The sequence below is a fragment of the Proteus sp. CA142267 genome, assembly GCF_003336825.1.
GTDB lineage: Bacteria > Pseudomonadota > Gammaproteobacteria > Enterobacterales > Enterobacteriaceae > Proteus > Proteus terrae.
The window spans coordinates 641,872-657,987 of sequence record NZ_QPMG01000001.1 but is presented as its reverse complement, the minus strand read 5'-3'; the positions used below and the strand labels follow the sequence as shown (position 1 = coordinate 657,987).

Here is a 16,116-nt window from a genome sequence, read left to right as displayed (position 1 = left end):
ATAATAAAGTTAATTATATGACGTTGTTATTATCTTTAATTAATAGAGTTTCAATTTATCATTAGTTTATTTTATAAGATATCTAATGTGTAAAAAATAAAATACATATTATTCTATATATGAATTTATTAATTATGGAGTGATGTGGATATGATTAAAAATAAATATTTCCAGGTAAAATTGTTAGTGATTTCACTATTATCATCACCTTTATCTTATGCGAATAATACAACCTTATTGGGTGGAAATAGTAAAGCAGATGGTAATGAATCTACGGCAGTTGGATATAATACGTGGGCGCATTCTGATCAATCAACGGCAATCGGTGCTAATGCAGGTGCTGAAGGTGAAAATGCAACTGCAATAGGTCATAAAAGTACAGCAATTGGTGATAATGCGATGTCATTGGGAAGTGGTGCAATGGCAATTGGTGAGGGTTCTCTTTCTATTGGTTCTAACGCTTATAGTGAAAATAAAGATTCAATTAGTATAGGGAAAGGGGCAATAAATAATGCTGAAAATGGTGTTATTTTAGGGAGTGGTAGTCGCCTTTCTGATAATGCAGATAATTCAGTGATTATTGGTAGTAAGTCTTCAGGATCAGCAAGTAATGCGATTATATTAGGTGATAATAGCAGTAATAATCGTAATAATACATTATCAATCGGTAGTGATAAAAACCAGCGGCAAATTATTAATGTTGCAGCAGGTACGGAAAATACAGACGCCGTCAATGTTTCCCAATTAAAAAAAGAAAAAGATAATATTCTTATTGAGGCTGATAAGCGCATTAATGACAATAATACCACTATTTATAATAAAATTGAGCAAGAGAAAAATACGGTCGTTGAAGCAACAACAAAACAAATAAATGAAAATAATAAAATAATACAAAGAGATATCATAAAGGCAAATGAAGTAGTCTTAAAAGAGAGTGAGTTGAAGGCAAAAACATTCGCAGAAAATGCAGAAAAAACCTCAAATCAATATACTGATAGTAAAATCAATGATCACCAGACTAATACTGTTAATTATATCAATGAAGTTAAAAATGAAATGTATCTTTATAATGAAGGCAAATTATCTGATCTAAAAATAGATACTGAAAATTATACTGATAATAAAATAAATAATATGAAGGAAGTAATAGAGAAAAACACAAATAATAGGATCAATGAGTCTGAAAAACAGATTAAAGAACATACAAATAATCAAATTATTGAAATTGAAAATAAAGGTAAAGAATACACTGACTTTAAAGTCAATGAACATGATAAGAAAATAGTTGAACACGTTAACAATATTAAGGATGAAATTACCTTTTCAACAGAGAGAAAGATTAACGTATCAGAAAAAAATGCCAATAGTTATACCGATATTGAGATTAGTAGAATAACATCGGGTATGGAAGGGCTTATTGGAAAAAATAATGAGAAATTAACCAAAGAACATCAAAGCTATGTTACTCAAAAAGGAAATGAGTATATAAATGTGACCAACACGATAATTAATGAAAGAGATGAATCGCTGAAGGAATATATTGAAAAATCAAAACATGACTCTATCTCTATTGCAAATGAATATACCAATAATAAATTTAAGAATATCTTTATTGATAATGATGTTGCACTTAAGAATATGGATAATAAAATCGATAAAGCAGATAAAAGAGCAAGTGCCGGGATTGCTTCTGTCGCAGCGATGGCTAATATTCCTTACGTGACCAATCATACGTTTAGTTTAGGTGTCGGAGTGGGTAATTATCGCGATGCTAATGCATTTGCAACGGGTGCTCAGTATCAAATAACAGAAAGCGCCATTATTCGTGTTTCAGCTTCATGGAATACAGAAGATCGTGGTGTTGTAGGCGGAGGTGTTTCTTATGGCTGGTAAAGCACTTTTGTATTGTGCTTAGTAAGATAAAAAGTGAAGGTAAGGTTGTTACTTTTTTATCGTTCTGCTGGCTTTTATGCCTTTGATTTGAATAATAAAGGTAACAGCCTTTGGTTTCTATGTGAGTAAAATATGATTTATCTTCATTCAGGTGGTGGTGTTTTTGAAAAACAAGCAAGAGTTAATCAAGTCGCAACGGAAAAAGCGCAAGAAATTGCTAAAAATAAGATAAAACAAGTGGTGCAATTTAGATCAATTGCAGACTTTCCTGTTGAGCTTGAAAAGATTGGGGCGATCTTACTGATTGAACCCACCATTGAATTAGCGCTTGAAGTAGGGCGACAGTATTCACAATCAACGGATATTGTTATTGCTGAAAGTGCAACAGTAGGAAGGAAATTAACCGTTTGTCAGATTGAATTTGCAGTAACAAAAATCTGTGTTCTCTGATTTTTGGATTTATTCAGTTATCCACATTAACTGTGGATAACTCTTGTCTTACATGTTAGTAATCTTATTATTTATTGATTTTATTGAATATTTTATATTGATTGAAAAATATCCATTTAAATTAATGATCTTAATATTTTGTTATTATTCAAAATAATAAAGAAAATAATAAAATAATGTCGTTTTTAATTAAGAGAGATAAAAAGTATGACAAATCTCTCTATAGATACTATTTATCGAATAATGGCGTTGGTTTTCCGTCATGATCAACCGCAACAAAATTAAACTGACCATGGATCACTTCTTCACGGCCTTCTGCGTACATATCTTCAAGAAAAATAGAAACATTTACCGTTAAACTTGTACGTCCAACACGAATAACTTCACCGACTAATTCAATAATCGTACCCGATGGAATAGGGTGATTAAAATTTATTTTTTCAGTTGAAACCGTCACTAGACGTTTACGGCTAAAGCGGGTGGCGGTGATAAATGAAACTTCGTCCATCCAAGCTAATGCAGTGCCACCAAAGAGTGTTGAGTGGTGATTGGTAGTGGTAGGAAATATGACTTTAGAAACACGGGTGACTGAATTTTTAATTTTATCTTGTAGTTCAGGGGATAAGTCAGAGATGGACATAACAATAAAGCCTTTTTCTTTAATACTGTAGGGAGAAATTCCCCACAGTATAAAATAGAGTAAATTGAAAGCAAAGTAGACGAATGACTGATTATGCCGTCTGTAACTAAAAGGTTATTTCGCCAGTTAAAAAGAGTGCAGCATCTCCTGTCAGCAAAACGCGATTATCTCTTAGCACACAGTCAATATTTCCACCTCGTTTTGAAACTTGTCTTGCTTGTAACTGTGTTTTATTGAGTTTATTAGCCCAAATTGGCGCTAATACACAATGTGATGTACCCGTAACAGGATCTTCATTCACGCCTTTTACGGGGGCGAAGAAGCGAGAAATAAAATCAAAAGGAGCATGACCTTTAGCTGTGATAATAACGCCAGGTAAAGGCAACTGTGCGATTTGAGTGAAATCAGGTTGGTAGTTAGTGACTGTTTCTGGATCAGATAAAAAGCAAACATAACGATCACGCGCTTGCCAAACCTCATCAATTTGTAATGCTAATTTTTCTTCAAGGGCTGACTTTATATCGTTATTTAATGTCGCAGGTATAGCTGGGAAATTAAGTGTAAAAAGCGAGTTTTGGCAAGAAATCGTGAGTTCACCTGAAAGAGACTGGAATTTAAAGAGATCATGAGGGGACTGTTTTATGGTTTTTAGTACAAAAGCAGTGGCTAATGTTGCGTGTCCACAAAGAGGAACTTCAATTTTAGGTGTAAACCAACGAATATGGTCGTCAACTAAAAAAGCGGTTTCAGGTAAATTAATCTCACTAGCAAGTGTAATTAAGGTGTCATCAGGCAACCATTCTTCTAACAAAACGACAGCTGCGGGGTTTCCTGAAAAAGGCATAGAGGAAAAAGCATTAACATAATAAATAGGAAGAACAGTCATTCCATTACCTTAGTAATAAACTATCAATAAATAGAAGGTAATGAGATTAAGTGTTTTAAATATTGGGCGCAATACTTAAAAACAGCGTTTAAGTTGTAAGATATAAAAGCAAAAAGCCATGCCTAAGTAATTAGACATGGCTTTAATAATTAACGCATTAGATTAAGCTTGTGCTTTCTCTTTGCTATCTGCGCTTTGTAAAAGCTTACGAACTGGAATAATCAGTGCAGCAAGAACAACGGCACAAATAACCAGAGCGATAGAAACATGAGAGAAGAAATCAGGCATGACATCGAGTTTATCTGGACGAATATTTCCACCCATTAAACCAGCCGCTAAATTTCCTAATGCGCTTGCACAGAACCATAATCCCATAACCTGACCACGCATTTTAGCAGGCGCTAAAATAGTCATTGTGGCAAGTCCAATTGGGCTTAAGCATAATTCACCTAATGTCAGCAATAAGATACTGCCAATTAACCAAAGCGGTGAAACACCTTGCCCTGTTGCAATAACGCTTTCAGATGCAAACATCATGACGGTAAAGCCACCAGCTGCAAATAAAATACCAATTACAAACTTACTCATGCTGCTTAAATTCATATTCTTACGTGCCATCATTGGCCATAACCAGCTAAATACTGGCGCAAGAATAATAATAAACAGGGCGTTAACAGACTGGAACCAAACCGCAGGGATCTCAAATCCCATAAAGTTTAAGTCAGTATAGTCGTTAGCAAATAAGTTAAATGATGTCGGCTTTTGTTCGAATGCAGACCAGAAAAGGGCTGCTGAAACCAATAAGAGGAAACAAACAAATAAGCGAGAGCGGTCACTACTACTTAATCCAGCAAATAGGAATAAATAGATAAAATAGGCGATAACACTACCGGAAATCACATAGACCATAAAGTTAGCCACAACAACTGGGTTAAAAGGAATAACGCCAGAAATAATAAGGCCAACAATTGCCATAAGAACAACAGATAACGCTAAGATCCATTGACCGACATTACGGCGAACAACGGTTGGGCGATCCCAACTTGAATCTAAACCGACTTCGCTATCAAAGCGACGCATAGTAGGTACTGCGTAAAAGCGGAAAATCAGTAACGCAACAAGCATACCAATCCCACCAATACCAAAGCCCCAATGCCAGCCATAATCACGCACTAAGAAACCCGTGATGAGTGGTGCAATAAAGGAGCCCATATTGATACCCATATAAAATAAGGAGAATCCACCATCACGGCGAGTATCATCCCTTTTATATAAGGTTCCTACCATCACAGTTACGCAGGTTTTAAATAGCCCCGTACCCAACACAATCAGTAATAAACCGATAAAGAACAGGTCTTGTGACCAAAACGCGGAAAGTGCGATGGATAGGTGCCCTAAAGCGATAAAGATAGAGCCGTACCATACAGCTAGGCGTTGACCTAGCCAGTTATCAGCGAGCCAACCTCCTGGCAGTGATGTTAAATAAACACCGCCTGCGAAAATACCCACAATAGCAGATGCCTGCTCTCTGGGGATTTCCATGCCACCCTCATAAACGGTTGCCGCCATAAATAGGATTAATAATGGGCGAATACCATAGAAAGAAAAGCGTTCCCACATTTCGGTGAAGAAAAGGGAGCTTAATGGATATGGGTGGCCAAAGAAAGTTCGGCTAGATTTTGAGTGAGTAGATTGCATCTTAAATTCCCAAAAAAAACCTCTACAGGTCGTTTGCAAGTAAAAAGAACAAAATAGCAGCAAGTGGCGAAACAAAATTATTTCATTCTGTTATCAATATCCACCGCATTTAATTAATATATTTTTAACATACTTTTGTCAGAATTCAGCGACTAAAAGTATATTTAATACTTTATAAACCATTTTTTGGTGCAAAAGTCGATAAAAATCTCATTTTGCAATAGTTAACCTTGCAATTTTTTGAAAAAGGAGGACAAGAAAATTTTAGAGGTCTTAACAAATAGGGGGTGAGAATATTCTTAATAAACAATAAATTACAAAAAATAGAATAAAAGAAGTAACAATTGGGCCTTTAAATGTAAAAGTGTAATTTTTTCAAGAAAAAAAACTATTAACTGATCTTATTTGTGGATTTTTTGACTACTTTTCTTGTGGCCTTCTAAAGCTTAACCAAGAGTAAATTAGATTAAAAAAGACAACAGCTGCGGTGAAATAAAAAACAGCTCTAAATCCATAGCTTGCAGCAACAAAAGCACCCATTAACGGTCCTGTAACATTTCCAACATCTCTTAGTGCTTGGTTATAGCTGAAAATTCGACCTGCAATCGCAGGAGTAATGTTGTAGAGGATAAGTGTTTGCACTGCAGGTAACATAGCGGCATTGACTGCACCAAGTAAAAAACGTAGTGCACCAAGCTCCCAATAACTACTGACCAGCGCCATTGGAATTAACATAAAAATAGAGAGCCCTAGGGTAAAGATAAGGACTTTATCAGGGCCAATTCGGTCACCTAATTTACCAAAACGCGGGGCGCTAATAAGTGCAGCGATACCGGGTACAGAGGCGATAACACCACTGATAAAGGCAAGATTGTTGACTGGTCCTGTTAATTCTCGGATATAAAGCGTCAAAATAGGTGTAACAGAGCCTGTTGCCACTTGAATGATCATTGTGGTGAAAAACAGGCATACCACGAGTCTTTTGTTCTTAAGCGATGAAAAGACCTGTTTTGTGGTTAGTGCGTCTTTTTTAGAAACAGGCGTAAAGTTCTCACTGACGAAAAAGAGGGTGACTAAAAAGCAAATAAATAAAACGGCTGAAGTAATAAAGAAGACAGGACGTAAACCATAGAGATCGGCAAGCATACCGCCAATTAAAGGGCCTATTAATGCACCACTTACGGCACCTGTTGAAAGTGTACCTAATGCCCAACCGCTTTTTTTAACGGGTACTTGAGTGGCAATTAACGCATTTGCATTCGGAACAAATCCACCTAATATACCGAGCAAGGCTCGCAGTACTAATAATTGCCATATATTTTGTGCAAATCCAATTAATACCATCACAATCGCCATACCAAGGGCTGAACGCAACAGCATTAATTTTCGACCTTTTCTATCTGATAATTTTCCCCAAAAAGGCGCTGCGATAGCAGAAAAAAGGAAGGTAATACTAAATGCAACACCTGTCCAAAGATTAAGCTCTTCGTGATCAGTTATACCCAGTTCTTCTACATAGAGAGGGAGAAAAGGCATGATCAGACTAAAACCGGCGCCAGTTAGAAAACAGCCAAACCAGACAATATAGAGATTACGTTTCCAAGAATTATTTCGGGGCTTGAGATCCATGTTACTCCTTTAGCCGAGAACGAGAGAGTAAACCAAGAAAATAGGCTGAAAATAACCGTAGCGATGTTGAGCGTGGCAACAACGAGTCGGTTTTCTTATTTTATGATGAATAAGAATATAGCCATGATACAGAATAAGTGCGATAGGTCTTGCTCTTATAATGTGTTTTGCAGGAGTTTACAGCTTGTGCTGTTATTGATTTTATTATCGTTATTGCAGTATATCGTGATATTACAAAGTGGCTGCTTTGGAATAAAACAGCCACTTTGCGATTAGTGTACTTTCTTTATTTCGTTATATAAAGAAGCGTCACCTTCTGGGCGAGTTTTAAAGCGACGATGCAACCACATATATTGGTCTGGCGCGCGTAAAATCTCTTGTTCAACCACTTTATTCATCGCTTTAGCGGCATTTTCCTCATTATCAACAGGAAAATCAGCAACAGGTGGTGAGATAATTAACTCATAACCTTTACCTTCAGGTAAGCGTTTGGGCGTAAATGGAATTAATGCGGGTTTGCTGGTTCTTGCCAGAATATAAGTCCCCGTTGTTGTTGCCGCTTTATCAACAGCGAACAAAGGCACAAAAACACTTTTACGAGGACCATAATCATGGTCAGGCGCATACCAAACAATTTCACCTGATTTTAAACTGCGGATCATGCCTTTGACATCTTTTCTGTCGATCATAAATTTATTAGAACGTAATCGACCCCATGTTTGTAGCCAGTCCATAACGGGATTATCGTTAGGGCGATAAACACCAACGCCAGGGTTATGGATACCAAAAATTCGAGCACCCAGTTCAAGTGTTAGAAAATGGATGCCAATGAGCAAAATGCCTTGCCCTTTTTCTTGAATCATTGAGACATTTTCAAGTCCACTGACTTTAAACCAACGTTTGACTCGCCATTCAGGCCAAAACCACGCCATGCCAGTTTCGAATAATCCCATACCAACAGATTCAAAATTTTTATTAACTAAGGCTTCTCGCTCACTTTTGGGCATCTGTGGAAAACAGAGCTCAAGATTACGTTCCGCTATTTGGACGCGTTTCTTTAAAAAAACTTTTGAAAAACGGCCTAGGCGTGTCCCTAGCCAATAAATGACAGGATAAGGAAGGAGAACCAGAATATAGAGTAATCCAATCCCGAACCAAGTTAGCCAATATTTAGGCTGTAAAAATGATTTTTTAAATGGAGGTGACTTTATCATAAGCCTATCTATTTACTATTTTTCCAATGAATATCTTATATTGTGACATTTTTTAGCGCAGATAAGAAATTTTGTCATAAATTAGGTGAAATTATTTCGATGCCTTGTAATGCAGTCACCAATTCAGCAATATTTTTAGCTGCCATTTTATCCATCACTTTTGCTCGATGAACTTCGACGGTTCTTATTGAAACACAAGCAACTTCTGCTATTTCTCTGTTCATTAATCCTTGAATAACATAATAAGCAATGTCTTTTTCTCTAGGGGTTAATGATGCATAACGGCGGCGAATATCGTGTGCGGTAAAACGCGTATTAGTTTCAAGAAATGCGGCATCTAATGCAGATAACAATGCATTGCTATCAACGGGTTTTTGTAGAAAGTCGATAGCCCCTTTTTTGATCTCTTCAACTGCCATAGGAATATCGCCATGACCAGTTAAAAAAATCACAGAAAGTGTACTGTGCTTATCAATTAAATGCTGGTGGACTTGCCTGCCATCGGGTTTTGGCATTCTCATATCTAACAAGACAACACCTTGTTGATAGAGATTAACATTGTTGATAAAGAACTCGCTATCATTCCAAACATGGGCTGAATAACCTAAGCTTTCTAATAAAAACTGACAAGCATCAGTGACAGCAAGATCATCATCAACAAGATGAATTGTTGGCATTTTTTCTCCGTTATTTATTTTTGTTAGGGAAAATCAGTGTAATTTTTATTCCAACTTTATTTTGTTCATTCTTTTGGTTTTCAATATGAATATCAGCACCTTGAGAAAGTAATAAACGTTGGCAAATCACCAAACCTAATCCAAGTCCTTCCGTTTTTGTTGTTTGGAATGGGGAAAAGGGGTGTTCAAGTTGGCTATGGCTCATTCCACCCGCATCATCTTCAATGACGATAAGTAACCTATCAGGGGCCTTATGGGTGCTAATTTTTAGTACTTTAGCGCCAGCTTGGAGACTGTTGGTGATTAAATTCGATAAAATTTGTTCTAATAATGTTTCAGGTAAACACAGGGTATCATGTTCATCAATATGGGTGATCAGTGAAACCTGTGGGTATTTTTCTTCTACGCGTAAAAGCTTCCAAATGTGTTGAATACACTCTGCAATATTTTGATGAGAAAGCAAAATCGTATCACTGTTAGGTGTTTGTTTTCCAACCCATAAACGTAGATTTCTAATGATATCAGCACCGCGTTGCGCTTGCTTATCTATTTGTTGCAATGCAGGTAGCAATGGGTGCAATTCATTCTCTTTTTTAAGGCGAATAACACTCCCTTGCGCATAGCTTTTAATAGCAGAAAGTGGCTGATTAAGCTCATGAGCAAACCCGGATGCCATTTCTCCCAATATATTTAAGCGTTGAGCGTGTTCTAACTCTTCCTTTTGCTGTCTTAATCGGTTGTGAGCTTGTTCCAGTTGGCGACTACGGCGCCTAACTAAATAGCTGATCCAGACTTGGTTTAGGATGAGAAAAAGGATAGCAGCTAATGAAAGACCAATCATAAATTGGTGCTGAATAGCCCAACTTTTCGCATCTTGCCAAAGCTGCCTTTGTCGAGGATGTTGATTGACTTCCCTTAATAGATTTTCAACTTGAGTATGTGAAGCCGGCGCTCCCCATTTCATCGGTTTACTATCATCAGTGAGTAAAACGCGAGTGACTTTATCAACAAGTTCATCAGGAACGGTATCTAGTGCCGCAAATGACCAATTAGGGTAGAGCGGTGTACTGGTTAAACATGGCGTATTGGTTTGATAAGAAATCAAGGGGCGATAATCACTTTTACGAATAAGCCCTTCACTATCCATATTTTCCAGTAAACAGACGGGAATAATTGCCGCATTAATATCTTCATCTCGTAATAGATAAAGTAAAGCGTCAGCCGGAAAACCCGTGAAACGTAATGTGAAATCTTTATCCGGATCAATACCTTCTTCTCGTAGCGCTTTGTAACCTAGAAGATAGCCGCCAAAGGCATCTGGTGCGATGGCGCCAATGCGTTTTCCGATTAATTCATGGGCGGAAGTAATCGGACTATCATTACGGACGAGAATTAGGCTGCCAATGACATTTCGTGTTGTGTTATCAGGCTCATAGCCGGAACGCAAAGAGAGCAGCCAACGTAATGGAAATGCATTATCTAATTGAACAAATTGCGCAGGATTTGTGAGTAAGAAATCAACATTTTTCTTTGCAACCGCTAATTTCATCTCTTCCAGATTTAACGGCACTAATACAAAGTTTTCTGATGGAAATTGTTCATTTAAGGTGTCAACAAGTGGATGCCAGTGTCTTTGCGTTGATGCATCACCACGTAATGCTAAAACACCGATTGTCCACTCTTTTGCTATGGCTTGTAGAGGAAGTACAAAAAAGAGCAGTAATAATCCGATGCTTACTGCGTTTCTTATCCCAATTGTCTGTTTTATCGTCATAAATATCTAATGTTAAATATTGTCTTGGATCAAGTTCGCACTTGGTATGTGGTAAACCACAATAGGTGTCGTCTTCAGTAATTTTTACAATGCATTTATAACAAAACACATACTTTTTAATTTCTATTTCCTTCACTCATAGTGAGATTGTGTTATTGAGTGATGCTGGAGACAAATATGGATCTTGGAAAACGAAAATTTCTACAACAATTAGGGGTCCTTACTGCTGGTGCTTCACTGGTTCCTTTAGCTGAAGCCGGCATTAAATTATCACCTGAGCGTCGTGAGGGCTCGGAAGATAAACGCTACGGAATGCTGATTGATTTACGCCGTTGTGTAGGATGCCAGTCCTGTACAGTAAGCTGTAATATTGAGAATCAGACTCCTCAAGGACAATTTAGGACGACAGTAAACCAATATCAGGTTGCTATCAAGGGGCAAGAGGGGATAACCAACGTCTTACTGCCTAGATTGTGTAACCACTGTGATGAACCACCTTGTGTGCCGGTTTGCCCTGTTCAAGCAACTTTCCAACGTAAAGACGGTATTGTTGTTGTTGATAATGAACGTTGTGTTGGCTGTGCTTATTGTGTTCAAGCATGTCCTTACGATGCTCGTTTTATTAATCACTCAACACAAACAGCAGATAAATGTACTTTCTGCGCACATCGCCTCGAAGTTGGATTACTGCCAGCGTGCGTTGAATCTTGTGTCGGTGGTGCTCGTATTATCGGCGATATGAAAGATCCTAATAGCACTATCAGCAAAATGCTGCGTACACATGAAAAAGAGCTGAAAGTATTAAAACCAGAAAGCGGCACATTGCCACAAGTTTTCTATCTCGGCCTCGATGATGCATTTGTACAACCGTTAGCAGGTCAAGGACAACCCGCATTATGGCAGCAGGAGGTTCACTCATGATCCCGCAAGTTTCTCAAATTCAAGAAGTCATCGCGATCCCTCAAGAATATTTTTGGTTACCTTGGGCTGTGCAATATTTCTTTTTCATTGGTATTGCTTGTAGTGCAACGCTTTATGCGTGTTGGCAGTGCTGGAAAGGCAGTGTAGGTAATCAACGTTTAGAAGCGGTTGCTGTATTTATTGCAGTAACAGCTGGTATTACGGCACCTCTTGCGTTAACAGCAGATTTACACCAAACAGCTCGTGTGTGGCATTTCTATGCTTATCCAACACCGTGGTCATGGATGGCATGGGGTTCACTGTTATTACCGTTATTCTCAGCGTTTAGTTTGCTCTATTTTGCAGCGATGGTTGTTCGCTTAGTGTGGAAGCGTGAATACAAATTAACGCGTTGGGTTGCATTAGCTTGCTCATTAACTGCGATTGGTTTGTTGTTATATACAGGTCGTGAAGCATCTATCTTAAAAGCAAGACCGGTGTTGTATACCTATTGGTTACCAATACTGTTGTTCTTTAGTGCAATGCAAGTGTTACCAACATTACTGGCATTAGGCACACGTCGTGAACCAGTACATCAGCGTGAATTAGCGATGTGGTTTGTAAGTTCACTGATGTTATTAGCAGTATGTACGGGCTTTTGGGTTGCTGGCGATACGATTTCAGGCCAAGCAATTAGAGAACAATTAGCAATGGGAAGTCTTGGCTGGTGGAGTGCCATGGGTGTTATCACACTATGGGTTATCTCTGTCGCGATGGGTCTTTTGATGGCAAAACAAGCTCGTTCGGTTGCATTTATTACCATCATGGCATTTGTATCAATGGGACTTGCGTGGGTATTACGCTGGTTGATGTTGATGGGTGCTCAATACATTCCAAAATATAACATAATTACAAACCCTTATGAGTTTACGCTAGGTAATGATGGACTGATGGCAATTGTCGGTACATTTGGATTGTGGATAGCGTTAACCATTTTATTTAGAGAAAGTATTCGTTGGGTTGTCAGGAGAGTGCAGCATGGCTAAGTTTACAAGACGTCAATGGCTTAAAGGTGGGTTAGTTATCGGTGGTATTGCCGCATTTGCTGCCAGCTACCGTGATGTTGCTAAACGTGCCATAGATGGTTTAGTTGATGGCACATCAGGCAAAGTGACACTTGATAGGATCAACGGAAACTCTTTATTACCTGAAGGCAAAGTTGTAAAAGACGCAAAATGGCAAGCGAATACAAATCAATCTGTTTGTATGACGCAATGTTTTGGTTGCTGGACACAATGTGGCGTTCGTGCTCGTGTTGATAGAGCCAACAATAAAGTTTTACGTATTGCAGGTAACCCTTATCACCCACTGTCTCATGATCACCACTTTGGCTATAACATGCCAATTAAAGAAGCATTTGAAAAAATGGGTGGTGAAAGTGGTTTAGAAAACCGTTCTACAGCTTGTGCTCGTGGTGCAACCATGATGGAAAGCTTAGATAGCCCAACACGTATTCTTGAACCGATGAAACGTGTGGGTAAACGCGGTGAAGGTAAATGGAAACGCATTAGTTTTGAGCAGTTGATCCAAGAAATTGTAGAAGGTGGCGATCTCTTTGGTGAAGGTCATGTTGATGGTTTACGTGCCATCCGTGATTTAGATACTTTAATTGATCCAAAGCAACCGGCTTTAGGCCCTAAAGCTAACCAATTATTAATGACAAATGCGGGTGATGATGGACGTGATACGTTTATTCGTCGCTTTGCTCAAAACTCATTTGGTAGTAAAAACTTTGGTGCCCATGGTTCTTATTGTGGATTAGCGTACCGAGCTGGCTCTGGTGCGTTAATGAATGATTTAGATAAAAACGCCCACGTTAAACCTGACTGGGATTATGTTGAATTTGCGCTGTTTTTAGGAACATCGCCGGCACAATCAGGTAACCCATTTAAGCGTCAAGGTCGTCAATTAGCTAATGCTCGTATTCGTGATTCGTTCAATTATGTGGTTGTTGCACCTGCATTACCGTTAACAACGACATTGGCTAACGATCATGGACATTGGGTTCCTGTTCAACCGGGAACAGATGCGGCTTTAGTGATGGGGATGATCCGCTGGATCATTGAAAATGATCGCTACAATGCGGAATATCTGTCAGTACCAAGCGAAGCTTCAATGAAAAATGTAGGTGAGAAGAGTTGGACGAATGCGACTCACCTTGTGATCAGTGATGAAAAACATCCTCTATCAGGGCAAATGCTGACAACAGCACATTTTAATGATGTTGCAGAAGGTGAAGAGCAAACTTTAGTTTTATCACTTGAGGGAGAATTAGTTCCATCTACTCAAATTGATAAAGCACAATTGTTTGCTACGCATACTGTGACATTAAAAACGGGTGCTACTGTTACGGTTAAATCAAGTTTCCAATTACTTGATGAAGCTGCTAAACGTATGACACTGGCGGAATACAGTGAGCGTTGTAAAGTACCAGAAACAACAATTGCTGCATTAGGACGTGAGTTTACGGCATATGGTCGAAAAGCCGCGGTTATCTCTCATGGCGGTATGATGAGTGGTAATGGTTTCTATACAGCGTGGGGCGTGATTATGCTTAATGCGCTAATAGGTAACTTAAATCTTAAAGGTGGGGTATCTGTTGGTGGTGGTAAGTTTAATGGTGCAACTGACGGCCCATGTTACAAAATGGATAGCTTTAAAGGTAAAGTTAAACCAAAAGGCATGGTGTTATCACGCAGTAAAGCAGCCTATGAAAAATCTGATGAGTACCGTGAGCGCGTAGAGAAAGGGGAATCTCCATATCCTGCAAAAGCACCTTGGTATCCGTTTGCTGCTGGACAATTAACTGAGCAACTAGGCTCTGCATTAGCAGGTTATCCTTATTCATTGAAAGCATGGATAACGAATATGACCAACCCTATTTATGGGATTGCAGGTATTCGCCAAGTGATGGAAGAGCGTCTGAAAGATCCGAAGCATCTACCTTTAATTATTGGTATTGATGCCTTTATGAATGAAACAACAGCTCTGGCCGATTATATTGTTCCTGATACGCATAACTTTGAAAGCTGGGGTTTTAGCGCACCTTGGTCTGGTGTTCAAACTAAAGCAAGTACAGCGCGTTGGCCGATTATTGAACCTCGTGTTGCAAAAACAGCAGATGGTCAACCAATTTCAATGGAAACATTCTGTATTGCTGTAGCAAAAGCTTTAGATTTACCGGGCTTTGGTGATAAAGCAATTGAAGATATGGATGGTCACTTTTATCCAATCAATAGTGCAGAAGACTACTATTTACGTGTTGCAGCCAATATGGCATTTATGGGTGAGAAACCTGTTGCACCAGCAACTAATGAAGATATTTTATTGAGTGGTGTAGACCGTATTTTACCAGCGATAACGTCAACGTTAAAAAATGAAGAAGTCCTTCAAGTTGCGTACATCTATACACGAGGTGGTCGTTTTGCACCTTATGAGAAAGCATGGAATGGTGATGAAACTGGGCCTCAGTGGAAAAAACCATTGCAGATTTGGAATGAAGAAGTTGCGAAAAACCATCACGCAATAACCGGTGAACGTTATAGTGGCTGCCCGACTTATTATCCACCGCGTTTATCAGATGGTAGTGATATTCATCAGCACTATCCTGAAGAGCAATGGCCATTAAAATTAATGTCCTTTAAATCTCATGTGGTAAGTAGTTCAACAGGTATGATCCAACGTTTAAGAATGGTGAAACCGAGCAACTTAGTCGCAATTAATCCTCAAGATGGTAAAAAATGGGGTGTTAATCATGGTGATAAAGTTCGCATTGTTACACCTGGTGGGCAAGTTGAAGCTGAGATTAGTTTACTCGATGGCGTGATGCCGGGTGTTTTAGCGATTGAGCATGGATATGGGCATCAAGAGTTAGGCTCTCGTCAGCATTACTTAGACGAACAACCATTACCTATGGATAAAGGCATTGGCAATGGTATCAATCTTAATGATTTAGGGTTTGCTGATCCAACACGTCAAATCACTAATACGTGGTTAGATTGGGTATCTGGTGCATCTGTTCGTCAAGGCTTACCTGCTAAAATTGAGCGTATAGCTTAATTATCAATTTGGTATTTTAAATAATCACTTCACTCTTTATTAAAACAAGAGTGAAGTGATCGCACAAAAAATCAGTTTTACTTTATATTCTATAAGATAGAGCTATATCAGTTTAATTATTTTAATATCACATGTACCCTACATACATAATATTATAATAAATTTAAGGTGGCCAACACGCATATTAACCACCTCACTTACAGTGAGTAATAATGGGAATTGGACTCCTTTTTTCT

At 38.5% G+C, this 16,116-nt stretch carries 12 protein-coding genes; 5 read left to right on the top strand and 7 right to left on the bottom strand.

Features of this window, described 5'->3' with window-relative positions; translation table 11 throughout:
- Nucleotides 1-150: 150 nt before the first annotated feature.
- Together C0T34_RS03060 and C0T34_RS03055 are read left to right on the top strand one after the other, a co-directional pair.
- On the top strand, nucleotides 151-1,893 hold the full coding sequence (locus C0T34_RS03060; RefSeq protein WP_109849675.1) for a YadA-like family protein: 1,743 nt from the start codon (nucleotides 151-153) through the stop codon (nucleotides 1,891-1,893).
- A gap of 132 nt (nucleotides 1,894-2,025) precedes the next feature.
- Nucleotides 2,026-2,343: a hypothetical protein gene (locus C0T34_RS03055; protein ID WP_098942401.1), complete on the top strand. Its 318-nt coding sequence runs from the start codon at nucleotides 2,026-2,028 to the stop codon at nucleotides 2,341-2,343.
- A 229-nt stretch (nucleotides 2,344-2,572) separates the two neighbouring features.
- On the opposite strand, the gene C0T34_RS03050 is transcribed toward C0T34_RS03055, so the two are convergent.
- The 7 genes from C0T34_RS03050 to ttrS all read right to left on the bottom strand — a co-directional run bounded on the left by C0T34_RS03050 (nucleotide 2,573) and on the right by ttrS (nucleotide 10,861).
- A complete protein-coding gene (locus C0T34_RS03050) occupies nucleotides 2,573-2,983 on the bottom strand; it encodes an acyl-CoA thioesterase (protein WP_023581781.1) in 411 nt (136 codons plus the stop codon).
- Between the two features lie 106 nt (nucleotides 2,984-3,089).
- On the bottom strand, nucleotides 3,090-3,869 hold the full coding sequence (locus C0T34_RS03045; protein WP_098942402.1) for a PhzF family phenazine biosynthesis protein: 780 nt from the start codon (nucleotides 3,867-3,869) through the stop codon (nucleotides 3,090-3,092).
- A 162-nt stretch (nucleotides 3,870-4,031) separates the two neighbouring features.
- Entirely contained in the window at nucleotides 4,032-5,567 is a 1,536-nt protein-coding gene (locus tag C0T34_RS03040; RefSeq protein ID WP_075673839.1) for a peptide MFS transporter, read from the bottom strand.
- Nucleotides 5,568-5,987: 420 nt separating this feature from the next.
- On the bottom strand, nucleotides 5,988-7,196 hold the full coding sequence (gene mdtG / locus C0T34_RS03035; RefSeq protein ID WP_098942403.1) for a multidrug efflux MFS transporter MdtG: 1,209 nt from the start codon (nucleotides 7,194-7,196) through the stop codon (nucleotides 5,988-5,990).
- 272 nt (nucleotides 7,197-7,468) lie between these two features.
- Nucleotides 7,469-8,410, bottom strand: a complete 942-nt coding sequence (locus C0T34_RS03030; protein WP_109849674.1) for a Kdo(2)-lipid IV(A) acyltransferase — start codon at nucleotides 8,408-8,410, stop codon at nucleotides 7,469-7,471.
- Nucleotides 8,411-8,484: 74 nt separating this feature from the next.
- On the bottom strand, nucleotides 8,485-9,087 hold the full coding sequence (ttrR, locus tag C0T34_RS03025) for a tetrathionate respiration response regulator TtrR (protein WP_075673842.1): 603 nt from the start codon (nucleotides 9,085-9,087) through the stop codon (nucleotides 8,485-8,487).
- Between the two features lie 10 nt (nucleotides 9,088-9,097).
- On the bottom strand, nucleotides 9,098-10,861 hold the full coding sequence (ttrS, locus tag C0T34_RS03020) for a tetrathionate respiration histidine kinase TtrS (RefSeq protein WP_109849673.1): 1,764 nt from the start codon (nucleotides 10,859-10,861) through the stop codon (nucleotides 9,098-9,100).
- Between the two features lie 177 nt (nucleotides 10,862-11,038).
- On the opposite strand from ttrS, the gene ttrB reads away from it, so the two are divergent.
- From ttrB to ttrA, 3 genes are read left to right on the top strand one after another with little or no spacing between them, the layout of a single operon-like run.
- On the top strand, nucleotides 11,039-11,782 hold the full coding sequence (gene ttrB / locus C0T34_RS03015) for a tetrathionate reductase subunit TtrB (protein WP_072068548.1): 744 nt from the start codon (nucleotides 11,039-11,041) through the stop codon (nucleotides 11,780-11,782).
- The gene (gene ttrC, locus C0T34_RS03010) at nucleotides 11,779-12,807 is read left to right on the top strand and encodes a tetrathionate reductase subunit TtrC (protein ID WP_098942406.1); all 1,029 of its coding nucleotides are present in this window, start codon (nucleotides 11,779-11,781) and stop codon (nucleotides 12,805-12,807) included. Before ttrB ends, ttrC begins: the two co-directional genes overlap by 4 nt.
- The gene (gene ttrA, locus C0T34_RS03005; protein WP_109849672.1) at nucleotides 12,800-15,880 is read left to right on the top strand and encodes a tetrathionate reductase subunit TtrA; all 3,081 of its coding nucleotides are present in this window, start codon (nucleotides 12,800-12,802) and stop codon (nucleotides 15,878-15,880) included. The genes ttrC and ttrA overlap by 8 nt, the downstream gene beginning before the upstream one ends.
- The last annotated feature ends 236 nt before the right edge of the window (nucleotides 15,881-16,116 follow it).